Origin of the sequence: Pseudomonas entomophila, assembly GCF_013523165.1 — a bacterium.
In the GTDB taxonomy this organism is placed as follows: domain Bacteria; phylum Pseudomonadota; class Gammaproteobacteria; order Pseudomonadales; family Pseudomonadaceae; genus Aquipseudomonas; species Aquipseudomonas entomophila_A.
The window spans coordinates 25,564-48,638 of sequence record NZ_JAAMQI010000027.1; the positions used below are offsets into that span (position 1 = coordinate 25,564).

A 23,075-nucleotide genomic window follows, 5' to 3' on the forward strand; every position below is an offset into this window, starting at 1 on the left:
CGCGCCGAGGGCAAGGCGCGCAGTTTGATTCCAAATCCATCCCGAGGAGACTCCGATATCGTTTGCCTCAGCACAGCAGCCTGATCTTCTCGGCCTTTGCGCTGAGCAAAACGGGGTGTCGAGACTGCACTAGCTTTGATCGCGCATTCCACCAATGCGGCAGGACGATTCTAGCGCTACCTGGCATTACCTGTATGTGCGCACGGAGCGTTTCTTGCCAAGCCATGATAGGCATCCAACATCCGGTTGCACCATGGCATGATTGGATCGGCCTTCTCCAGCAAGCGGTTAGAGCTGACAACGCGGGCCCATTGAAATGCGGCGAAGGCGATGTGGTCAGCATAAGCGGGTGCAGGCCCGGTCAGATAGTCTTGAGCCGCGAGCGTGCTGCACAACGGTTTGATCACACTTGAGAATGCTTCCATGTGTACCTCGCGTTGAGCACGCAACTCTTCCAACGAGAGACCAAACGCCGCCTCCCGCGTCCGCCTGAAGTAAGGCTTGTCCTTCTCTTGGAGAACCGCAAAAACATCGGGCAGAATCACGCGCGCCAGAGCGGGATGCACCACGTCCGTGACCCATCGATCAATGAAGCGCGTCAGAGCCACTACCGAGGCGTCCCCCATCAGCAGCGGGCGCTCTGGATAATGCTGATCCAGGTACTCTGCAATCGCCCAACTGTCTGCAACACACCGCCCATCATCAATCAAAACCGGAACCTTCCCTTGCCCTGAAAAGGCGATCGCCTCCTTCTCGCTGAAACGCCACGGTATGGTTTCGACTGCTAGTCCCTTGTGCGCCAAGGCAAGACGCACTCGCCAGCAGTATGGGCTGAAACGCCAGCTGTCGTCAGCGCCAGCTAAATCATATAGTCGCAGGTGAGTAGTCACTGAGAGGTCTCCCCTCGCGGGTCAGACAATAATCCGCGAGAAATGTCAGATACGACCGGTTTATGATTGATCTCTTTGGCACGCGCATAAGCAGGTTGGACGGCTGGGCGAGCCTGAACGGTTTTGAACCAGCGTTGCAAATGGGGAAAGTCGCCGAGACTCTGTTGCTGATGCTCATGCGGGAAAATCCAGGGATAGCAGGCAATGTCGGCAATCGAATTCTCGCCGGCTATGAACTCGCGATCACCCAACCGCCTATTCAGAACGCCATGTAGCCGGTGTGTTTCATTGAGGTAACACTCTATGGCATAGAGAGTACGCTCCGAAGCGTATTGGGCAAAAGGGTGGTTCTGTTCAGTCATAGTGCCAAGCCCTCCCATCTGCCAATGCACCCACTGAATCGCTTCGAATCGACCGTGGAGATCGTCGGGTAACCATATTCCGGTCTTTTCCGCCAGGTATTGAAAAATGGCACCAGACTCGGAAATGCTGATAGGTTGATCAGCTGCCAGTCGGCGAGGTGTCGATCATTGCAGGAATACAGTATTCGGAGAAATCGCGAGGAACGCCGGTTTGAACTGCTCGCCTGCGCTGATGTTGACCGGAATGATTCTGTACTCGATCTCTGCTTCTTCAAGGAAGACAGTGATCTTATGCCCGTTTGGTGTAATCCAGTCGTAGAGTTGATCATGAGAGCTTCCCCCAAGGTTTTTAGTTTTCATTTTACGGTACAAGGGATTACCCGCTTGACCAGTCGACCTATCGACATACCCTGGATCAGGATAGAAAACACCACCACCAGGTAGGTTAGGGAAACCACTACATCGCGCGCCTCGCCTGGGGGCAGCGAAAGAGCCAGCGCCACTGATATGCCGCCACGCAGGCCGCCCCAGGTCAGTACACTCCAAGCACCTTCAGGCAGCCGGAAGCGCTTTCCCAGGGTTGCGATCGGAAGCCCCACCGTAAGCAGTCGCGACACCAATGTCAGCACTATTACCATCAAACCGGTGATGATCAGCGGGTTGGAGAAGTTGATCAAAACGACCTCCAGTCCGATCAGGACGAACAACACTGCGTTTAGGATTTCGTCAATCAGCTCCCAGAACATATCTAAATTCTTCTCTGTCTGTGGGGACATTGCGTAGGAGCGCCCCTGGTTACCCACAATCAGCCCCATCACCACCATCGCCAATGGCCCAGACACATGTAAATGAGCTGCGAGGGCATAACCACCCAGCACGGCAGCGAGCGTGATAAGGACTTCCTCTTGGTAGCTATCGATACTCTTGAGCATCCGGTAAGTGATATACCCAACGATTGCTCCCAAAAGAGCGCCGCCCCCTGCTTCCTCCAACAAGAGTTGCGATGCGGCGCTAACCGATGGCGCTTCGCCGCTGGCGATCATGGCCAGGATGAGCGAGAACAGCACGACGGCTACGCCGTCGTTAAACAGCGATTCTCCTGATATGACGAGTTCAACGTTACTGGGTGCTCCAGCTGACTTCAGGATGCCCATTACGGCGATTGGGTCGGTAGGCGAGATTAGTGCGCCGAAAACCAAGCAGTAGGAAAGCGGGAGATCCAGATTCGTCCAAGACAACAACTGCCAGAGCCCAAAGCCTATGAACAGTGTCGACAAGGTAGTCCCTATTACCGCCAGGGAGGCAACCTGCCACCTATAGGCGCGCAGTTGTGACAAATCAACATGCAAGGCGCCGGCAAACAGCAGCAGCGACAACATGCCCTGCATTAGCAGCTCGGAAAAATCAATGGATTCAACCAACGATTGCTCCAAGGTATGCAAGGTGTGAAAGCCTAAAGCATCGGACATATTCAGCAACGACAAGCTCAACGCGATACCCATCACACCGATGGCAGAGGGCAGGCCTACGAAACGTCGATTGAGGAAGGCGAGCACGGCAGTGATGCATAGGAATACCGCAACAATGTCTAGCATCAGCAGGGAGCTCCGTCGAAAGGGCCAGCGCTCTGAGCGGGGTCGCTGTTACCGAGTGGGCAGCGTCTGCAGATTGGAAAACAAAGCGCCGCGCCGGTGCAATCTAGGTGGTAGAGCCTAGCGGATGGTCTTGGGTTCCCTGCTATTTCGAACCAGGCCAAGCACTGCCTTGGGGGCTTACTTCAACGCTAGATAGCGCTGATTTCTTGACCTTCGACTGATGGAGCGCAGGCGCGACGGTGGGGGCCAACCCACAGAAGTCGGGATGGCTTGCTTCAGCTCATGCAGCGACTTAATCTGCTGTACAGTAATGGGTCGCGACACAGCCGCGCTACTATACGCGGTACATTAATAGCCGCAGGTGCGAATGATCGCCCGCCATGATTCGCCTATAGGGGAATCCAGCTACGTAGGCCGGGAGAGCTTCCGGGAAAGTCAGCAGCAGTCTTGTAACTGACGCCAAAGGCTGCTGGCGTATCCAGAAGCGCGGCAAGCCTGACGCGCTTGAGTAGATCCTGTCGTTCTCGCTTGTTGCTCGAATTCGCATATCTGTACTTAGTATCGATTGTCCGTGAGGGTACGCCATGGCCCACCGGAAAAAACGGTCATCCTCAGGGCGGAATGCTTCGCCCGCGGCCATGACGTTTGTGAGCTCGGCCTTGATCTTTCGAATGTGTTTCGCTGAATTCGTACGTAGGCAGAAATTCATTTGCAAGACGCACCATCGGGCTCCTGGCTTGATATCGCTGCGGAGCGCGGCCCATGTTCTGTTCTGGAAAAACCGGAGCCTTTCAGTCCCGCGCTGCATCAGCGTGTTCGTAACGCCTTGCCATGCGGGCCTCCAGCCACTCATGGCGGTCATTCAACCTGCAACAACGTTCGTACGAAACCTGGCAAACCATTCTCCACGATCCCTCGAGTGCCCGGTAAGTCTCAGGTGTGCCTAACTTTTCTGCGACAAGCCAAGTTCATCCAGAAGCCATTTCTTGAAGGTCTCCACTGCGGGATGGTGTGTGCGCCGTTTGGGGTAGACCAGGTAGTGGCCAACGTATTGGATATCGTGCGTGGCCTCTCTGAAAGGCGCTACCAGTGCCCCTGATCGTAATTCGTTCTGGGCCAACAGTGTTGACTCCAGCACCACGCCCATCCCGTTCACCGCTGCGGCGATGGCCATGTTGCTGCGGTCGAAGCGTAATGCGTAGTGTTGTGGAGGGGTGAGACGGTTGGCCTCGAACCAGCCCTTCCATTGGAGCATCTGGACATCGCACTGAATGAGTCGCTGGGCGTGAAGGTCTTGGGCGGTTGTCAGCTGTCTGGCTATCGCTGGACTGCAAAGCGGTGTCAGGTGCTCCACGGCCAGAGGGACCTTCTCGTTGAGTGTGGAGCGCGGCTCGCCATACACCACGTCCAGATCGAAATCATCGTTTTCAAACTGTGCGTAATCCGTGCTTGCGGAGAACCGCAAGTCCACGTCTGGGTGCTGGGCCACGAAGCGGGAGAGCCTTGGCATAAGCCATTGGATGCCAAAGCTAGGCGCGGTGTGCAGGCGCAAAGGTCGTGGCTCGTCGCTTTTGATGAGCGCCAGGCCTCGATGCATTTCCTCGAGACCCCGCTGGATGTATTCCATCAAGGCGCGACCTTTCAACGTCAGGTTCACTTCCCTGGTCGTGCGCTCGAATAGCTGAATCTCAATGAGATCTTCCAGCTTTCTGATCGAGTGGCTGACGGCGCTGGCTGACAGCCCGAGTTCTTTCGCGGCCTGGACAAAGGAGCCGCTCCTGCCGGCGGCTTCAAAGACGCGCAGTGAAGCAAGTGGCACCCGACGTAGCTGAGCTATTAGTGAATTATCTTCATTCATGGCTGCAAAAATATCCTTTGTCTGGGCGGATAGGCCGGTGATAGCTTTTTGGTCAAGTGGAACTGATGAATTTATGCCATCAATCAGTCGCCAACTTCAACACACAGGCAGAAACCATAATGACAATAATTCCTCAAGAGGCCGAAGCGGCCTCCACGCTTCAGCGCGTCGCACATCATGCATGGCGGATCCGCCGCTTCGCTCTGCGCATGGGCGAAGTCCAGGGTCAGGGTTACGTTGGCCAAGCACTGGGTTGGGCCGATGTACTCGCCGTCGCTTACTGCCATGCAATGAACCTTCGTCCGTCTGATCCACAGTGGGAAGGCCGCGACCGATTCTTGCTCTCTCACGGCCACTACGCCATTGCGCTGTACGCGGCATTGCTCGAAGCCGAAATCATTCCTGAAAGTGAGTTGGATACCTACGGTTCGGACGACAGCCGACTTCCCATGTCCGGTATGGCCACCTACACCCCAGGGATGGAGATCTCGGGTGGCTCCCTGGGGCAAGGTTTGCCGATCGGTGTCGGCATGGCCTTGGGTCTGCGTTTCAAGAACAACCCGGCCTGGGTGTTCAACTCGATGTCCGACGGAGAGCTGGATGAGGGTTCGACCTGGGAGGCTGCACTGTCGGCGTCCCACCACAAGCTCAGCAATCTGATCGCTCTGGTGGATCTCAACAAGCAGCAGGCAGACGGTAACTCTCACGAGGTTCTCGAGTTCGAGCCCCTGGTCGACAAGTGGGAAGCGTTTGGTTGGTACGTCCAGCGTGTCGATGGTAACGACCTCCCGGCGGTCATCGCAGCCTTCGACAACGCCATGTCCCTGAAGGAGGCCAAGCCGCGGGTCATCCTGTTCGATACCCTGATGGGTAAAGGTGTCGATTTCCTCGAGGCCCGCGAGAAGAACCACTTCATCCGTGTTGACCAAGACGAGTGGCAGGCTGCGCTGAATGTTCTTGACGCTAACTACGAGAAGGGGGGCTTCTGACATGGGCGCCGACACTAACAAGAAACCACGTCTGACGACCTCTGCCATGATCGCCTCGATCGCAAGCGAAGGGCAGCGTACCGAAGCAGCACCCTTCGGGCACGCGTTGGTCGCCGCTGCGCAGCAGGATCCCCGTATCGTGGGTATGACGGCTGACCTGTCCAAGTATACGGACCTGCATATCTTCGGCCGCGAATTCCCTCAGCGTCACTTTCAGATGGGTATGGCTGAGCAGCTCCTGATGGCAGCAGCTGGCGGTATGGCCAAGGAAGGTCTCGTTCCGTTTGCCACTACCTATGCCGTCTTTGCCACACGCAGGGCATACGACTTCATTCATCAGGTGATCGCTGAAGAGAACCTGAACGTGAAGATCTGCGCAGCGCTTCCTGGCCTTACTACAGGCTATGGGCCAAGCCATCAGGCGACAGATGACCTTGCCCTGATGCGTGCTGTACCAGGCCTCACCGTGATCGATCCTTGCGATGCTCTGGATACCGCCCAGGCGGTGAGTGAGATCGCGGCCTACAACGGGCCGGTGTATATGCGCCTGCTGCGAGGCAAGGTACCCATGGTGCTCGATCAGTACGATTATCGCTTTGAACTCGGAAAGGCGAAGCTGCTCCGGGGCGGCAAGGATGTCTTGATCATCTCCAGCGGCATCATGACCATGCGCGCGCTGGAAGTTGCCGAGCTTCTGGGGGACGGTACCGCAGACGTTGCAGTGCTTCATGTACCGACCATCAAGCCGTTGGACGAGGCGACGATCATTGAAGAGTGCCGTCGCAGTGGCAGGCTTGTGATCGTGGCCGAGAACCATAGCACTGTAGGCGGACTGGGTGAGGCGATTGCCCTCGCATTGCTGAAAGCGCGAGTCCATCCAGCGTTCCGGCAGATCGCCTTGCCAGACGCCTTCCTGGATGCAGGTGCGCTGCCCACTCTGCATGATCGCTACGGTATTTCCACCGAAACGATGGCCGCGAACATTCGCGCTTGGCTCGGGTGAGGAGTGCAAACATGAAAGTCGCATTCATAGGATTGGGCGCCATCGGGTTGCCGATGGCCACTCAGATCCACAACGCCGGGCATACCGTCATGGGTGTCGAACTGAGCGAAGCAGGCCGTGCTGCTGCTCGATCCCAAGGCATCGAGGCGTCGGGCGATTGGCGAGTTGCGGTCGATGCTGATGTGGTCGTGGTCATGGTGGCCACGCCTGCTCAACTTGCGGCCTTGGTGCAACAGTTCGACGCGTTCAAGCCCGGTCAGCACTGGGTCATCATGAGTACCGTTGGCCCTGCAGCTGTTCGTGAGCAAGCGGAAAGACTGGTAGCCAAGGGCGCAGTGGTTGTAGATGCGCCCGTAACAGGTGGCGTGGCTCGAGCGCAAACGGGCAGCCTGCTGATTTTCGCATCCGGTTCGGACTCGGCGGTTGCCTTCGTTCATCCAGTCCTGAGTGCAATGGGCCAGGTGAAACCCGCCGGCGTGAACATCGGCGATGGTCAGGCAATCAAGGTTGTGAACCAACACCTTTGCTCGGTGCACCTGGTCGCTGCTGCCGAAGCACTCAGTCTCGCGCGCTCGCTCAACCTCGATCCTGCCCATGTACTGGAGCTCGTGCAGCACGGAGCAGGGGGGTCGTGGATGTTGTCGGATCGCGGCCCCCGAATGCTCGAGGGTACCGAGACCCGTGTAACCAGCATGGTGGACATCTTCGTCAAGGACAGTGGTCTGGTCGCCGAGGCGGCTCACGCGTGCAATGCCCAAGTCCCTCTTCTGGATATCGCCCATGCACGCTTCTCGCAAGCATCCGCTGCAGGACTGGGGCGGCGGGATGACAGCCGAGTGATCGAAACGTGGGAGCTCCCCGCTTCCTGAAGAACGAATGACGAACGGCAGCCCTAGAGCTGCCTATTACAAAAACAATAAATACTCGGAGTCTGCCATGAGCACTACTCAGACGGCGTCACCTCAGCCCAAAGACAAAGCGGGCAAGGTGTCCTTCGCCTCGATGATCGGATCGGCGGTAGAAAGTTACGACTTCTTCATTTACGGCACTGCTGCAGCTGGCTGGTTCGGCCAGGTGTTCTTCCACACGACCGAGCCTATCGTAGGTATTCTGGCCGCGTTCGCCACCATGGCGGTCGGTTTCTTCATGCGCCCCCTGGGCGGCTATCTGGCAGGTCACTACGGAGACCGCATAGGCCGCAAGACCGTTCTTCTCTGGTCGCTGTTGGCGATGGGGGGTGCGACGGTACTCATCGGCGCCTTGCCTACCTATGAACAAGTCGGCGTGGTTGCCCCCTTGCTGCTGATCCTTCTGCGAATGATCCAAGGCATTGGCTTTGGTGCGGAATGGGGCGGAGCCGTCCTCATGGCCTGTGAGCATGCCCCGGCTCGCCGTCGAGGATTCTTCGGTGCGGTTCCGCAGATTGGCATCCCGATGGGGCTACTGATGGCCAACGGGGCTTTCCTGTTGTCCGGTGCCCTGCTCGAGGGCGATTGGGTCTGGCGCGCTCCCTTCCTGGTCTCGGTGGTGATGGTCGCGGTTGGCATGTACATCCGTCTGGGGGTAAGCGAGTCGCCAGAGTTCGAAAAGGCCAAAGCCGAGAACACCCTGGTCAAGCAGCCTGCATTGCAGGTGATCCGTGAAGACTGGCGCAAGGTACTGCAAATTGCCGGTGCTCGCCTGGCTGAAACCGGTGGTTACTACATCGCAACCAGCTTCATGCTCTCATACGTCCTGTTGGCGAATATCGGCCCGAAAGAAAATGTCCTGTGGGGTACGATGATCGGTTCTGCAGTGGGCTTGGTAAGCCATCTGATCTATGGAGCCTGGAGTGATCGCATTGGCCGCAAGCCAGTGTTCCTCCTCGGGTCGATCTTCACGATCGCGTTTGGCATACCGATGTTCATGATGATCAACAGCGGTGTCATCGTGATGATAGTTGCTGCGGTCGCGATTGCGCTTGTCCTGAGCCACGACCCCATCTTCGCAGTCGAGGCGAGCTGGTTCACGGAACAGTTCCCACCGGAGGTGCGCTCTTCCGGCATTTCGCTGGGTTACAACTGTGCCTCCCTGATCGCGGGTACCCTGCCTTTCATCGCAACGGCATTGTTCTCCCAGGTCGGCTGGATCGGCCCTGCGATTCTGTTCAGCTTGCTAGGGGTTATCTCGACATCGTGCGCGCTCAAGATGCGTGAAACCGCTCCGGTGATCGTGGATGCCTTGAATGAGTCGGCCAAGGTGAGCCACGGCTCTCCCAGTCTCACCAGGGCGGTGCGTCACTGAAGGACGCGGCTGGCCAGTGGAAGGCCGGCAGCCACTCACCCTCAGGCCGCTCAGTGTTCAACGGCCAATGTCAGAGGATTCGCAATGTCCGACTACTTACTGGATCCCTCCCTTGAGCGTTACGTCGGCCAGTGCAGCGCTTTCCTGCCTCGCTCCCCGTCGATCCAGGACAGGCGAGTGAGCTTTCAGCAAAGCGCTCTGCACTTCACGCCTGATGCTCCAGAAGGCTTGGCCATCATCGACGACGATGTGGAAGGTGTTCCGGTCCGTCTGTTCCGACCGAAAGGCGCGGTCCCCCCGGGCGGTTGGCCAACGGTGATGTACTTGCACGGTGGAGGCTGGATGTTTGGCAGCCACTGTACGCATGATTGGTTTTGCTACGCCCTTTGCAAGCGGCTACCCGTGGCGGTGGTGGCGGTCAGTTACAGGCTGGCACCCGAACATACGTTTCCCGCGCCGTTGGACGATTCATTCACGATCTGGAAGGCGCTTCGCGATCAGCGATGGCCTGAGCTCAGCTTTCAGAGGCTGGCCGTGGTCGGGGACAGTGCAGGGGGAGCTCTTGCAGCAGGGCTATGCATCAAGCTACGCGATCTTGGGCTTGCGCAACCTAGGTTACAGGCGCTGGCCTATCCGGTAACGACGAGGCAGACGGAGCTGAGGTCGATGCTGGAGCATGCTGAAGCGCCATTGTTAGAGACGAAAGAGTTGCTGGCATCGTTCGATGCGTACATGCCTGGTTGGAAGGAGGGCGCAAAGGTGGGCGCGCTGCCTTTGGATCATGTCGACCATACCGGATTACCGCCCGCCTTCATTGGCGTTGCGGAGTTCGACCCTGTTCACGACCACGGTACAGCGTATGCGCAAGTGCTGCGCCAAGCGGGAGTGCCCGTCGAATGCTACGTCGGTACCGGAATGGTTCACGGGTGTCTAAGGGCGCAGCATGTAGACGGGGTGGAAGATTTTTTCAACGCGATGTCGCGGCAAATCGGTCGTTATCTGAGCTGTGAGGGGTTTGGTCCGGCTGCCTGAAACGTGCACCTGGGTGGACCAGTTGCCGCCGGTTCCTCGGTCGGCCCTGGCTTCGTTCCAGGCGCTTGCCGACCAGACTCAATGACGTGTGCTTGCGCCAGGGTTTTCAATGCCACCCTCCACATACACGGTGTCTTCCTGCACCGAGTAGATCGCCAGCGGGCCCTCACCACCCCCCGTCACATCCAGGGCAAGGACGTTCCCCAGCCGCAGAGCATGAGGAACCCAGGTATGGCCGACACAGATACGCCAGACGCCCTCTACACCGTGTGGACGATGCTTCTTGATCCGCTCGCGACCCCACTGTGCGACAGCCTGAACCTGGGTGTCTTCAAGACGCTGGGTGAACGCATCCCAGGTCAATCCCGCAGGCACATCGGCATGCACCACCCCTACCAGACCTCGAGCCGTCTCCACCTCGATGACCAGGGGCAGGCTCTCGAGCTTGGCGATGATCATGGGCTTCGATGTCTCATCGATCGTCAGCCACCACTGCGCACCGTGCGCCGCATAGGGCAGGTGAGGATTGGTGCGATAAGCGTCGATGAGCATTTGTTCGTGATTGCCCCTCACGCAAAAGAACCACGGTTCACCCAGCAGCGTGAGACCGTCCAGCATGTCTGGTCCGCGGTCGATGAGATCTCCCACCGCGATCAGCCGGTCGACAGACGTGTCGAAGCCGAGCGCTTTCAGACCCTCGTGAAGCGCTCGGATCTTGAAGTGGATGTCGCCCACGATGAAGTCGCGGCCAGCGTGATTCTGGGGGAGTTTGAGCAGGGAGGGCATGACGACGAACGCTCCAGCAATCCGCTTGGAAGACAGCGATAGTTTACCTGATGGCGACATGCATAGGGGCTGTGGAGGCCGGGCCGAGGGTGATGAAGCTATTTCAAGCGAGCCGATAGCCATGGACCTGAAAGCGACAAACAGCGTGCGTAGATCAGGCACTGAGGCTAGGATCGGGGGCAAGGCTGTCTTGTGCCTCGCTCATCTACGGAATGAAAAGCGTGTTCCAACGGATTGGAGAATCCATGTCCCAGTACTGGCGTAACTCGGCTGTTCCCCATATCGAGATCAGGAATGTTGAGGATGGCCGCACCTTCAGTCACGAAAGCCACGCTCACGCGACCTTTTCTATCGGCGCGATCATGGCGGGGCAGAGCAGCTACCTGAATGGGCGGAGCGTCTGCCACGTTTCGGCCGGGAGTGTCGTGTTGATGAATCCTGGTGTGGTGCATGCCTGTAATCCCTTGCAGGGCCAGCCATGGGCCTATCGCATGTTCTATGTCGATGCCGAGTGGTTGGCTTTGATGCAACATGAGGAAGGTGCCGGAGCGAAAAATGGCTTCACGCCTTTCGTGGAGAACCACAGCACTGACCCTGTGTTGTTTGCCGAGTTGGATAGCCTGTACCTGACGTTGACCCGATACGGCACTGCACCTGAGCTCATGCAAACGGCGGTGTCGACGTTCTTCCAACGACTGGTGGCGCGGCAGAAGGCGACCCAGACTCATGTGGCGTGTGTGCCTAGCAAGATGATTCAAGCCGCAGACTTCATCCGTGGGCATTGCACCGACGCCCTGCGGTTGGAAGATATCGCTGCTGCGGTGCAGCTTTCGCCCTCCTATCTGATCCGAACGTTCAAGGCGCACTACGGGCTCACGCCTCACCGCTACGTGATCGATTGCCGTCTTCAGCTTGCGCGTGAGGGCTTGCGTCGGGGCTATGGAATCGCCGAGGCGGCAGCGCAAGCGGGATTCGCAGATCAAGCGCACCTGCAGCGGTTGTTCAAACGCGCCCTGGCTGCTACCCCAGGGCAGTACCGGGGCTGATGATCACGCCAATGACAAATACGCCGCGCAACCCGCCAACAAGGCGGCCATGGTCCGGTTGAACCAGCGTATACCAGCAGAACTCGTGAGATAGCGTTGCAACGAAGCGCCGGCCCATGCCCAACTGGCCAGGGACAACCAGCAGATCACTAGATACAGCAGGGAGAACACCCACACCATCAGCACGTCACCGTCGGCTACAAAGGCCCCCATGCCGGCCAAGCACGCTAGCCAAGCCTTCGGGTTTAACCACTGCATCAATGCGCCGCCAAGAGCAGAGGGTACCTTTTGCCGGTGTGCGGTGTTCAGTTGGCCGTCATCGCTCACCAGTTGGTACGCCAGATACAGTAGAAAAACCACGCCAGCGATCTGAATCAATCGAGTCAGCAACGGCCATTGACGCAGTACCTCATGCAGCCCCAGGCCGATCAGCAAAAGCAGCAGGATGAACCCCAGCGTTGCGCCGGTGACATGAGGTAGAGCAGCTCGTAATCCGTAACGTGCTCCACAGCTCAGGGAGACGATGTTAACCGGGCCCGGACTGATGGAGCATGCTAGGGCAAAGGCGGCCATGGATAACACGATGCTCATCAGGAAAATCCTCAACGCTTGTGCGGGAGCGCTGAAGGTAAAGTGATGCAGCAAGGCAGTATTGAAGGAAATTGCCCTGCTGGCTCTGCATCGATAACTGCTTTGTACGGCAGGTACGCCTGGATAACCCGTCGTGATGACTGGCCCGGGTGAGAAAGCGCATGCATCTGGGCTAATGCGGTTTCGGTACCAGCGCGCATATCCATCGGTTCAGTGGGTAGCCAAATTCCATTGATGCGGATCACTGAGCGACACCCTGGATAAATGCGCGCGGTCCTCACAATCTGAGGTTGGCCATTTCACCGTGATTACTTGCCCAGCCATGGACAACTTGATGATCACTGCACTCCTGCTAGCCGTTTAGATGAGGCTTTCAGCGAGGTGAGTGCCGGCAGTCATTGGTGTCACAGCGCATACGAATCTTGGTCATCAACCCCTCATTGCTGTGCTCCAGACACGATTGGAAGGCACGCTAGTCCCTTTTTTGCGATAGAAGTAGCGTGGGTTGAGCAGGGTCCAATAGAGCTGAGAGGTTGCCTTTTTGACGTCCTTGTGTTAGGCCAAGGCTCATGGCTTTGAAGATCACCCCCAGACCTTAAAATCAGACTTTACCTCTTTCGTGTAGGACGTTTCCCAAAGATACTCTTGGCCATTGTGATGTCCCAAGTTGGCCACTAGTCTCGACTGGTCGTTGCGCTTCAACGACCGGCTTTGACAGGCCGACTCAAATTGCAATCCATAGCTTGGCCTTCAATGGCGGCTGTACATGGGGCACCTTCGGGTGCGCCGGGTTTCTCAATTTGACCGGTCTGTCAACCCATGCACGGCTGCCACCCTTTGTTTGACAGCAAAGGGCGGCTGCTCCCCAGCCACAAATTGAGGGTTACATCATGCCGAAAAGGGTCCCTGATCCACCTTTTGACGTCCATTCTTTAGATGACACGCGGTCGATGAATGCGGGCCACTCACTTCGGGGCGGCCTCTTCCCGCAAGCCTTTCTAATGCAGCAGCGAATATGCGTCCTTGTGTTGAGGAGGGCGTTGATGCACGACCTGGATAGCCTTCGCACGTCAATCGAATCGGCACAGGTTCACGTTCGAAAGCCAGCGAACCTACAGACGTTGCATTGATCCGCATCCGAATTCGCTTGAAGCTGTTTCTGTGGTCACTCGACTACCAGTAACGAAGCCAGCTTCCGAATCCAGCGCTTCAGGGAGATGAAGAATGATTAACGAAGAAGCCCAGTGCACCGTCGGCAAAACCACCTTTTACCCAGGCCAAAACCAGACTCACCCACTGTTTCGGATCGAACCTGGCATCCCATGCCAGAAGGCTCGCGAACACGCTTCGGAGTTGATGGGCTACGCCCGTGATTTGTCCTTGGACGGACTGATGGAAGACAAGCCGCAGCTTCTCTGGGCCTCGCACTACCTCTGCGTCATGGCCAAGGCCTTGCTCGATGACGCCGAGTTGGGTATGGCGAAGAGCTCCTGAAGGCCGCCATCTGCCGGCCAGTGTGCGCAGCCCTCTATCACAGGAGGGCCGCGTAATAGCCTTAGCATCATCAGCCTTTGGACATTTATTCAAGACAGCGCAGTGTCGGTTGTAAGGTTTTGCGTCCTACCGGCCCGATCCGCATCTCGTTCGCACTCGACTGCTGATAAAGGCTAGGTCCTGCGAAAGAGATGGCGCAAAACCGCATGGCAACTTCCGCACTTGCCGCCCCTTAAGTATCACGTGCGATTCCAGTCTCTTTTACCGCTTCACTGACCCAATGGTATCCTCCCACCAAAGTCGCCGTTCGCGGCTCGTCGTTAGAGGAGAAGTCAGCTTGGGAACTCTAGATAGTTCGTCTTCAAGATCGCCGTATCTTTCAAGGTTTGCTACGCCAAGGACCGGTGCGGACAGCATTCCTGGGTTCTATTCCCCTGAGCTAAACATGTGGGCAATTGAGTCGTCCGCTGGCACGGTTCCGATTATTGCTGGTGGTGCGCTTAATGAGCTCATGACCAAGACAAAGGTCAATGCCGAGCAGGACGATGAGTCGAGCTGGCAGATCGAGCTTTTGACCAAGACCTACCAAAAGGTCGAGAGCGACGATGACGACCCCTCAGCGCATTGGGGGAATTCTGCCAATGAAGGTGCTGATACTCGTTGCCGATTTGAATCGAGTAACCATTTGCTGCAGCTCGTGACGAAGACGGATGCAAACGCTGAACGTGACGATCGCAGCGACACGAATCATATTTTGGAGTTAATCACGAAGACGAGTGTCGAGCTTGAGCGAGACGACAACGGTGATTCGACTTTTGGACTTGATACCCGTTACTACACGGACTGAAGGGGACGCTCCTGATGCTGCTCTTGGTTACCAATCGTCGTGACATCACAATGGACTATGTCGTTGCTGAGCTGCACCGAAGAGGTCAGCCGTACATGCGTCTGAACACCGAACTACTGCCGAAGGCGTTATGCACGATGGCAGGCTATCCCCGGGATGCGTGGTCTATTTCATTGGATGGTGAGACCGTGTGTGGGGAAGAGGTTACCGGGGCGTACTTCCGCAGGCCTGGGGCCCCAATAATTTCCGACGATGTATCAGATGAAGGCGAGCGTGCCTACATTGGCGCAGAGTGGAGTAGCTTTCTCAAAAGCTTGTATTCACGCCTGGATGGGCGTTGGCTAAACTCGCCTACCAAAATCTTCATTGCTGAAGACAAGCCGATGCAGCTTCTCTTGGCTCATGAGATTGGTTTTGACGTACCTCAAGTAGCAGTGACTAACGATATCAAGTCGGTTCGGTCGATAACCGCTAATGGCCAGGCTGTGGGGAAGCCTCTGAGGCAAGCGGTTCTTACGGGCGATATTGAGCGCGTAATGTTCACCACTCGACTCGGTAGTATTAATGACGGACACGCAGATGCTATCGCACTCACTCCCTTCATCACGCAGGCCGAAGTTGTAAAGCAATACGATGTTCGCGTTACAGTGGTAGGCGAGCGCGTCTTTGCTACCGCTATTTGGTCACAAAATAACCCAGAAACCGAGGTAGATTGGCGTCAGGGTAGCCGTCCTGATCTCCAGCACGAAAGAATTGAGCTTACGGAGTCGGTGCAGGAAAAATGCGTTGAGCTCGTTCGACGTCTCGGGTTGCGCTATGGCGCTATCGATTTGGTACGCGATAAAGCAGGAAAATTATGGTTTTTAGAGATCAACCCCAATGGGCAATGGGCTTGGATTGAAAACCTGACGGGGTACCCGATTGCATCTGCGATCGTGGACGAGCTAATGGTGGGTTGCTGTGTCTAGTTCTGAGAGAGTACTCCAGTGGATCTGGCCAAGCATTACCCCTCCAACTCCAGATGAGCTAGGGGACGATGATAGCTTCAGACGCAGCATGTTCAAGGCAGTGCATGCTGGCGACTGGACTATAGAAAGCGATGTGGTGCTCGAAGAATCACGTCGTTTGTTTGATGCCGAGGCGGATCGCCGTAAAGGTGCTGATGCAAAGGCCGGCATCTATCTGGCTGCGATCACTGCACTAATCCCAGTGCTCGCCTCTCTGGTTCCAAACATCTGGAATGATATGCCTGGCAAATTGATTGGCTGGCTTGGTTTAATTGTTTTTGGTCTGGCAGTGTCATACTTGCTCAGAGCCGGAGCCTGGGCCTTCAAAACGCTCCAGATTGGAGGCTTCAATCAGGTCGGTCCATCGGATTTAGCAGCCTGCTGGAAAGAGGCCTCACCGAAAGCCGCGTTGGCGAAGGAGCTTTCAAATGCGGTACTTAAAAACTTCCCTAAGGTGAACCGCAAGATTACCGGGATCAAGATGACACATGAGTTTCTTCTCAGGGCGTTTCTGGCGTTCACTGCCTTGCTGGTTTTGCAAGTGATTTGGCCCGTTGGAGGATGGGTTGCTGCGGAGCTTAGCAAGCTTATGAGTTCTCCTAAAGCTGCACCATTGATAATGTGCTTTTCTTAGTTTTGTATGAAAAGCCATTGCGGCTAAATCACCGCTCTGACTGGTTGGAGGCCAGCATTGTAAGGCGCTCGCTATGACAAAGCTGGCAAAGAGCTTTGCAACCATGGTTACCTTGACCTCCAGCCTACGCTGCATGCGGCAGTAATTCTCGTACAAAGCCGACGCATGGATACTTCGTAAGCGCTCCATGACCCCCACCCGCCCACAAGGTGAGGCCTCAGTTTACCGTAGCATCACTGGCTTGCAGTAGCTGAGCGCTTTGAATGTGGGGTTCATGGAGCGCTTAGGGCTGCCGTTCCTACCGCGACCGTGGTCATCCTATAGATGCTTCGCTTCAACTAACGCCCATTGCCTGTAAAAGCCGTGTAGAGGCATTTGGGGTAGTCCAAAGTGCTACCAACGCCTCCTCCGATATAGGGCGGCATCACTGGCATTGCTTATGCGGTTGTCCTGGGGGTCTGGAAGACGAGGGCGTGGAGATGGACGTCGCTAGTTGAGGATGTAGTACCCATCATCGCATTTGCGAATTCCAGCGCGCTTCTCCGGAGATAGCCCTTCCTGAATGATGTAATACAAGTCACGGAACACCGGGGATGTGGCAGCGATATAGCTATGGCCTAGGCCAAACAGCTCGCCCGCGACGGCAGTGACGTCTACCGTCGACAGCCCTGTCATAACAATGGGTGGATTAGCATCTCCCGCCCTAGGAAGTGCTTTCACCGCTCTTGACACTTTTATAGCCCTGTCATCACGCGAGGCGTACAGCGTTACTTGGTCATAATGGCCAAACACTTTGGCAATTTGTTTGAATCGGCCCGTATCGACATCGGGTGCAGCCAGTACTATCTGGCTAATCGGCGTTTCACCATCGGCTGTTTGCCAGCTCTCAAGGACAGCCAGAAGAGCCCGGTTGCCCATGCTGTGTGCGATGATATGAAGCTTGCGTAAACCGAGATTTCTTGTGACGGTGTGCAGGAATTCGCGAAGGTGTGCCACCGACCAGTCAATCGTAGCCTCGTCTGTTGGATAGCTGAGAACCCTACCACAGGACGCCCACGAGTAGCAGAGTTGCCGCCCAGAAAACTTGAGGTCATGGCAGAGCTGACTGGTGCGCCAAAGGGCTTCATCAAAAGTAACATTAAATCCGTGGATGAAAAGCAAGCCATCAGATTCATTCATCTCCGCTGACTCGATCCAGCTCTGCAAAGAAAGAGCTGTGACCTTGTGGATCACAATGTGCAGGCTGGGATTTTCAGCCGTCGGGAAAAGCCTGAATTTTTTGGCCGGGCGTTCGATGTTCCCTTCCTTATGGACGTCAGGGATTGACACCTCTGATACGCCGTAAGTGATGCCTGCTTCATTTCGCTCGTCGCCAAATAGGGTTTTGCTCTGGATGTTGGTGTGGTTCCTGTCCGTGCCGAAAAAGATGCTATAGGTTGTGGCTTTCGGCGCCGTTACTCCAAATCCCTGAGATGTAAAGGGGGCAGAGTGAATTTTGCTAACTGGTTTTGGGAGTCCGCTTTGGATCTCCGACATTACAAGTGGTCGCGTGGATTCGAGCTCAGGGGAGTAGCGATCTATAGAGGAACGTCTCAAGACTCCAAATATGCCAGGTGGCAGTGTGATAGAGTCGTTCACCATTTGCTTGAAGCTGCGAGTTCTGACAAAACCGAAAAACTCAGCTTCTGACATGTTGTTCAGTCGGAACAGCAGCTCCTCAGATTGACGGGTCAGCCTGAGATCCTCGATGCGTGCTAACAGTCTTGCTAGAACCGTGAGGTTAGGCTTTTTTGTGCTGGCAGCCAACACGCTCTGAAACTCGTCGATAGGCGTGGAATGCCAGAGTCGATAGACTCCAATCGAGCTCACAATCCTGTCAGTAGCTTTATTGGCGTGGATGTTCAGCCGCAAAATTGCGGCTGCGAGTTTCAGATCCTCTGGCGTCCTCATTTTTTTCCTAGCAATCCTGTTCCATTCGTTCCTGAAAGCGCGGCGGGCCTTGAGCCTGGCGCTTAGGCATGATGGCGAATTGTACACCGCCTCAGGGCTGCTCGGTCCAACCAATAAATGCCTAAACCGTTGCGATGGTCTGAAGGGCGGCCACAAACCGAGCACCTGAATCAGGCGTGTACGGTACTGGACGTTCCTCAGGCTACAGTTGCGGATCTCAGCCAGTTGCCCGTTGGCGGGCTTCCAGTTGTGCCTGATTGCGTGCTTTAACCTGCGCAGCGAGGACAGTTTCGATCTGGGTATAGAGCTGTGCCTCTTCATTGTCTCGATCGGCGACAGTTACCACCAGGGCGTACTGTTCCTTATCCAAAACGTCTGGATGATTCCAATCCCTGTCCGAGCGGGTCACAACGATGAACCATTTTTCTTTAGGGTCACGTTTTTTGAAAGTCCATCGTGAAGACTGAACGGTACCTTTGCTACGTAGCTGCGCAGAGATGTCACGGTTGCTGGTCATGTCGTCATTGCGAGTGGCTTCGTCCTTCTGATGGGCGTGGTTGAACGACTTCTGGACGTCCTCCAAAGATTCACCTTTTACCAGTCGATAGCTGATCTGCGTGGCGACGTACTCGATTCGAGTCGTTCGAACAGCAGGGGTGTAAGCCAAGGTGATGCTCAGCTCACGCTGCCCTCGGGATGAGCGAAGGAAAGAGGGTGGCAGAGGAAGCTCATAAAATTGGCTAGAATCTCGCTCAATAGCTTCTTCACACATCAGCACTACACAGTGGTCTGAAGAGCGGAACAGATCGCTGTCGCTGATCTGGCCATAGCCACCGACATCTCGAGCGATTTCGCGTTGCCAAGTGGCCTTATTCTTGTGGTAAGCCGTCTTCATTTCCTTGGGGAAGGTTGATTCCACTTCTGCCGGGAAGTAGGCGTGATTTACAAGCATGGCGCGAAGCAGGTTCGCCGACGCCTCTGGATACTCGTTCAGTAAACGTCCTGCCAAGTGAGTGACGTATGGCGCTGAGAAGCTCGTTCCACAGATTTCCTTGAAGACGGTATTGCCCCTAAATTCATTATTGAGTGTGAGTACGCCGAGCCCTCTGGTGCTGGGATCCCATTGCTCACCATCGCTGCGCATCGGGCTGGCAAGATTGCCACCAGGAGCAATGAGTTCAGGCTTGAGTGCTCCTTTCACCGATGGGCCGTGCCGTGTGAAAGGAGACGGCTGAGATTCGCTAGCTGGCGAAAGTTGATGAATGTTTGGGTACTTCAGGCTGTCCACAGTGGCGTTGTGGCGGGCGACGCTCCCTACCGTCAACACGTTCAGTGCCGGGGCCGGATCTATGATCACGCTTTGCGCATTCAGAAGGTAATCTGGATACTCTTCTCGCCAACTGTCAACCGGTACAGGTGGGTTCGTTGATCCGCGAAAGTTTCCGGTAGACACCACGAAAAGCACGTTATGTTTTCGCGCAAGAACGTCAAGGATGTATGCTAACCCACGAATGTGCATACCATCATAGGGCGCATTCGCATTGCCCAGCGACAAGTTGAAAATTCTGCAGCCCAGACCGACGAAATGTTCAATGGCGTTGGTAAGCGTCGTTTCTACGGAATGTTCATCAAAAACAGCCTCGTCTGAGTGCTGGCACTTGCGCATCACCTTGGCGTTAAACAGCCAAAAAGCGGGGTGCCAGTAATTACCTTGATCGCAAGCCTCAACATCACCATAGAGTACAATCCCTGCAACTGCAGTACCATGCCCCGCCTCATCAAACTCATCCTGATCACGTACGAATGAGTGGCTTTCACCAATGGCCGAGCGCAGCAGTGGGTGATTGGTGTTGATGCCGCTATCTAATATGCATACACGAGCAGCATCTGAATGCGGTGCAGGAATGTTGAGCGGAAGATCAGCAATATCACGGTTTAGTTGAGGAAAACTGATTCCGGTTTTAGGAATCAGATCTACCAGTCGAACGTCACGATGATTGAGGAGCTGATTAGCCTGAACTTGATTGACCTCCACGCGGTACATGAGAAGACTGTCTAGGCTAATGCGGTCAATTTGTCTCACCCTAATATCCTTCAGCCAAGCTTCAAACGTGGTGTGCGTTCTGAGGCGCATAGGGTGGTTGGCTGTGTGATAGGGCCAAAGCTCCACATCGAGACTGAATGTCGGCGTTTGAGGCAGGCCGTTGTTCTGAAGTGCCCAACTCTTGCGGTCTTCGGCAGACCAGCTGTCGATTCCCTCGATAGCGGTCAGGACTTGTTTATAGGTCAGGCTCTTATCTGCAACGCCCAATTTGCTGAGATGCTCTTGGAATTTCGCAAGGCCTTCTTCAGTAGCGAAAACGACGCATAGTTCCTTGCCCTCATGACTTACAAACTCTAGGCCATGCATATTAAGGTGATTAAAATTTAACGCGCCTTCGTAACGGATCTTCAAAACGTAGGTTGCATTGTCTTGGGAGGAGTTCTGCTTTTGGACTTGTGCTTTGGCTGTTGCGAAATAGCCATTCAGCTTTTGCCCATGACCCTTGAGGTCATCAAGCTTTCTCGGGGGTGGTGCCTTTCGCGTGCGGCGAGCGTTATTAAGCTGCTCGCGATTAATCGTAAGGTGTTTGTAGGTGGCCAATTACATCATCCCTGATTTTAGGTAGTTAATTTTTCCGAAGTCCTTCGCGGACAAGGGCGCTACGTAGTTCCTTGATAGTAAGGAACTCTTGGCCTCTCAAAATCATTCTCTTGACCGCCCTGCGCACCACTCGCTCTAAATCAGCACCGCTTTTGCCCTCAAACTCTACAAGCAGTTCATCGTCATCCAATTCAAACTGTCGGCGAATGCCTCTGAGCTTAAGCTTGAGTAATAGCGTTAACTGGGAGCGGTTTGGGAGCGGGAATTCGATGGCCTCATCAAAGCGACGCCAGATAGCTGAGTCCAATATGTTTTCATGGTTGGTTGCAGCAAGGATCAAGCTTTTGCCATCGTAGGCATCCATCATTTGTAGTACTGCATTAACCACTCGGCGAAGTTCGCCATGCTCTGCACTGTCGCCCCGCTCTTTGCCAATTGCATCGAATTCATCGAAAAGCACAACAAGCGAATGATTGGCTATGAATTCGAATACTTTGCGCAGGTTGGCAGCGGTTTCGCCTAAAAAGGATGAAACCAGCGCATCCAGGCGAACTATAGCCAGAGGCTTGTCCAGTTCGAAAGCGACAACCTCGGCTGCCAAGGTCTTACCGCAACCAGGAGGCCCGAAGAAGATGACTTTTCCAGAGGGTCGCATTCCATAACTGCGTAGTATGTCAGAGCGGCGATGTTCCTCGAGCATCTCTTCAATCATTGCAGAACTAGTTTCGGGAAGTATTATCTCTTCCAGCGAGCGCTTCGGAGGACGGATGTCGAGCAGTGGAAGTCCACGTTCTTTGTCTGAAGGAATATCAAACTCAAACTTTGGCTTCCTCGGAGAAGGCTGTTTGTGTAGATCTCCACCGTATAGAATCTGTTCCAGATCGTTAGCAAGAAGATGATGTTGTTTCTGGCGCTCTTCTTCGATAATTGCTTCAGATGCGCGGCGAAACGCCGCTGGATCACCTAGTGTGCCAGCCTTAAAAAGTTGCCTTAGAATTTTCCCATTAGCCATTTTTAATTTCCTGCACTAAAGAGTTTTATGAGCCGTTGGCTCATGAAACTAATCCTTGATCAAAATCGATCGAAGCAGTAGTGCGCTAGAAGGATAGGCAGATCTGAGCAAACATTATCATGGACTCCATTCCGAATATATAGGTTCATCAAGCATTGATAACTTACTGATGAAGCTGTGAATATTTATTCGCTTCCTGCAATTAGCTTATCGGAATGATGGCATTATGTCCAGTGGCAGAGGCCCTAATTTATGTCATTTTGACATCATGCGACCATGCTCTTGAGGTCGGTATTCAGCTTGCCTAGCATAGGTGCTACGGTGACCATTTTGCTCGCTGTGTCCAAGCTATTGGAGGGAAGGCGGCTCTGGGCTCAAAAACCTATGATCGTCATCTCTTTACAAAAGGAAAGTCACCGTTCCGAGTTGATATAAATCAGACGAGCGGTTATGCAGGTTCGATCACAGGGAAGCAACGGATCGGCGGAGCTAGACTCTGTACGAAAGAAGATGTCGCAAACACTGCATGGCACAAGCCAGTGAGAGCATAGCAGTGTGGCTTTTTGCGAGATTGTCGAGGCGCCGTGACGATCCAGCAGTTCTTTTCCAGCCACCCAAACATACGCTCGATGACGTTGCGTTTACGGTATATGGGTTGGTCAAACAACCGGGCAGACCAGACCTGGGTTTTCGCTTCATTGGGCGCGGTGAAATGACCAACTTCATCTGATAATAGTCACAGTAGCGCCGTAGCGCTTGGCTGTCGTAGCTTTTGTCGGCAAGCAGCCACTTGCATCGTTTGCACGGACGACCGCGACCGCTCGAAGGGACATTGACTTCGTCCAGGAGCGGCTGAGCATAAACGATGTCGCTGGCCTGACCGCCGGAGAGCAGGAAGCGTAGCAGTACACCTTGGGCATCACACAACGTAAGACCAATTAGCAAAAGCAGCAGTATGGCCCCAGCGTTGCGCCTAGACCTTCACAAGCGCCGGCCCCCGCTACCTCACACCTCACTCATCTCCTCAACCCCCTGCAAAGCCCGATCACGAC

General features: G+C 55.1%; 18 protein-coding genes and 2 pseudogenes. 10 read left to right on the top strand and 10 right to left on the bottom strand.

The window, feature by feature from the left end; genetic code table 11:
* Nucleotides 1-176 precede the first annotated feature (176 nt).
* The 4 genes and pseudogenes from G7Z99_RS17510 to G7Z99_RS17525 form a co-directional block, all read right to left on the bottom strand.
* Complete coding sequence (locus G7Z99_RS17510) at nucleotides 177-890, bottom strand: glutathione S-transferase N-terminal domain-containing protein (protein WP_181095997.1); 714 nt, start codon at nucleotides 888-890, stop codon at nucleotides 177-179.
* A pseudogene (locus G7Z99_RS17515) lies at nucleotides 887-1,612 on the bottom strand (glutathione binding-like protein). Before G7Z99_RS17515 ends, G7Z99_RS17510 begins: the two are co-directional and overlap by 4 nt.
* A complete protein-coding gene (locus G7Z99_RS17520) occupies nucleotides 1,609-2,847 on the bottom strand; it encodes a cation:proton antiporter (RefSeq protein ID WP_181095999.1) in 1,239 nt (412 codons plus the stop codon). The pseudogene G7Z99_RS17515 and the gene G7Z99_RS17520 overlap by 4 nt, the downstream one beginning before the upstream one ends.
* 943 nt (nucleotides 2,848-3,790) lie before the next feature.
* Complete coding sequence (locus tag G7Z99_RS17525) at nucleotides 3,791-4,705, bottom strand: LysR substrate-binding domain-containing protein (protein WP_219854275.1); 915 nt, start codon at nucleotides 4,703-4,705, stop codon at nucleotides 3,791-3,793.
* A gap of 119 nt (nucleotides 4,706-4,824) precedes the next feature.
* Between G7Z99_RS17525 and G7Z99_RS17530 the strand changes: the two genes are divergently transcribed.
* The 5 genes from G7Z99_RS17530 (at nucleotide 4,825) to G7Z99_RS17550 (ending at nucleotide 10,012) form a co-directional block, all read left to right on the top strand.
* The gene (locus G7Z99_RS17530; protein WP_181096030.1) at nucleotides 4,825-5,694 is read left to right on the top strand and encodes a transketolase; all 870 of its coding nucleotides are present in this window, start codon (nucleotides 4,825-4,827) and stop codon (nucleotides 5,692-5,694) included.
* A 1-nt stretch (nucleotide 5,695) separates the two neighbouring features.
* Nucleotides 5,696-6,697 (top strand): transketolase family protein, encoded by a 1,002-nt coding sequence (locus G7Z99_RS17535; RefSeq protein ID WP_181096001.1) that lies wholly within the window; start codon nucleotides 5,696-5,698, stop codon nucleotides 6,695-6,697.
* Nucleotides 6,698-6,708: 11 nt separating this feature from the next.
* On the top strand, nucleotides 6,709-7,566 hold the full coding sequence (locus G7Z99_RS17540) for an NAD(P)-dependent oxidoreductase (RefSeq protein ID WP_181096003.1): 858 nt from the start codon (nucleotides 6,709-6,711) through the stop codon (nucleotides 7,564-7,566).
* Between the two features lie 67 nt (nucleotides 7,567-7,633).
* The gene (locus tag G7Z99_RS17545; RefSeq protein WP_181096005.1) at nucleotides 7,634-8,980 is read left to right on the top strand and encodes an MFS transporter; all 1,347 of its coding nucleotides are present in this window, start codon (nucleotides 7,634-7,636) and stop codon (nucleotides 8,978-8,980) included.
* A gap of 84 nt (nucleotides 8,981-9,064) precedes the next feature.
* Entirely contained in the window at nucleotides 9,065-10,012 is a 948-nt protein-coding gene (locus G7Z99_RS17550) for an alpha/beta hydrolase (RefSeq protein ID WP_181096007.1), read from the top strand.
* Between the two features lie 78 nt (nucleotides 10,013-10,090).
* On the opposite strand, the gene G7Z99_RS17555 is transcribed toward G7Z99_RS17550, so the two are convergent.
* Nucleotides 10,091-10,798, bottom strand: coding sequence for a metallophosphoesterase (locus G7Z99_RS17555; protein WP_258197072.1), 708 nt, complete (start codon nucleotides 10,796-10,798; stop codon nucleotides 10,091-10,093).
* A 245-nt stretch (nucleotides 10,799-11,043) separates the two neighbouring features.
* On the opposite strand from G7Z99_RS17555, the gene G7Z99_RS17560 reads away from it, so the two are divergent.
* Nucleotides 11,044-11,844, top strand: coding sequence for a helix-turn-helix transcriptional regulator (locus tag G7Z99_RS17560; RefSeq protein ID WP_258197073.1), 801 nt, complete (start codon nucleotides 11,044-11,046; stop codon nucleotides 11,842-11,844).
* 3 nt (nucleotides 11,845-11,847) lie between these two features.
* Here G7Z99_RS17560 and G7Z99_RS17565 read toward each other — a convergent pair whose 3' ends face one another.
* Nucleotides 11,848-12,435, bottom strand: coding sequence for a LysE family translocator (locus tag G7Z99_RS17565; RefSeq protein WP_181096013.1), 588 nt, complete (start codon nucleotides 12,433-12,435; stop codon nucleotides 11,848-11,850).
* Nucleotides 12,436-13,659: 1,224 nt separating this feature from the next.
* On the opposite strand from G7Z99_RS17565, the gene G7Z99_RS17570 reads away from it, so the two are divergent.
* The 4 genes from G7Z99_RS17570 to G7Z99_RS17585 all read left to right on the top strand — a co-directional run bounded on the left by G7Z99_RS17570 (nucleotide 13,660) and on the right by G7Z99_RS17585 (nucleotide 16,417).
* A complete protein-coding gene (locus G7Z99_RS17570) occupies nucleotides 13,660-13,929 on the top strand; it encodes a DUF3077 domain-containing protein (protein WP_181096015.1) in 270 nt (89 codons plus the stop codon).
* A gap of 445 nt (nucleotides 13,930-14,374) precedes the next feature.
* On the top strand, nucleotides 14,375-14,776 hold the full coding sequence (locus tag G7Z99_RS17575; protein ID WP_258197074.1) for a hypothetical protein: 402 nt from the start codon (nucleotides 14,375-14,377) through the stop codon (nucleotides 14,774-14,776).
* A 14-nt stretch (nucleotides 14,777-14,790) separates the two neighbouring features.
* On the top strand, nucleotides 14,791-15,744 hold the full coding sequence (locus G7Z99_RS17580; RefSeq protein ID WP_181096017.1) for a hypothetical protein: 954 nt from the start codon (nucleotides 14,791-14,793) through the stop codon (nucleotides 15,742-15,744).
* An 88-nt stretch (nucleotides 15,745-15,832) separates the two neighbouring features.
* Complete coding sequence (locus G7Z99_RS17585) at nucleotides 15,833-16,417, top strand: hypothetical protein (RefSeq protein WP_219854276.1); 585 nt, start codon at nucleotides 15,833-15,835, stop codon at nucleotides 16,415-16,417.
* Between the two features lie 489 nt (nucleotides 16,418-16,906).
* Here the strand turns inward: G7Z99_RS17585 and G7Z99_RS17590 are convergent, their stop codons facing one another.
* From G7Z99_RS17590 to G7Z99_RS17605, 4 genes and pseudogenes are all read right to left on the bottom strand, one after another.
* Entirely contained in the window at nucleotides 16,907-18,367 is a 1,461-nt protein-coding gene (locus G7Z99_RS17590) for an alpha/beta hydrolase (protein WP_181096019.1), read from the bottom strand.
* 217 nt (nucleotides 18,368-18,584) lie between these two features.
* Entirely contained in the window at nucleotides 18,585-21,011 is a 2,427-nt protein-coding gene (locus G7Z99_RS17595) for a S8 family peptidase (RefSeq protein ID WP_181096021.1), read from the bottom strand.
* 25 nt (nucleotides 21,012-21,036) lie between these two features.
* Nucleotides 21,037-22,023 carry an AAA family ATPase gene (locus G7Z99_RS17600; protein WP_181096023.1) on the bottom strand — a complete coding sequence of 329 codons (987 nt, stop codon included), beginning with the start codon at nucleotides 22,021-22,023 and terminating at the stop codon, nucleotides 21,037-21,039.
* Nucleotides 22,024-22,512: 489 nt separating this feature from the next.
* Nucleotides 22,513-22,950, bottom strand: a pseudogene (locus G7Z99_RS17605) (IS5 family transposase); the annotation flags it as partial.
* Between the last annotated feature and the right edge of the window lie 125 nt (nucleotides 22,951-23,075).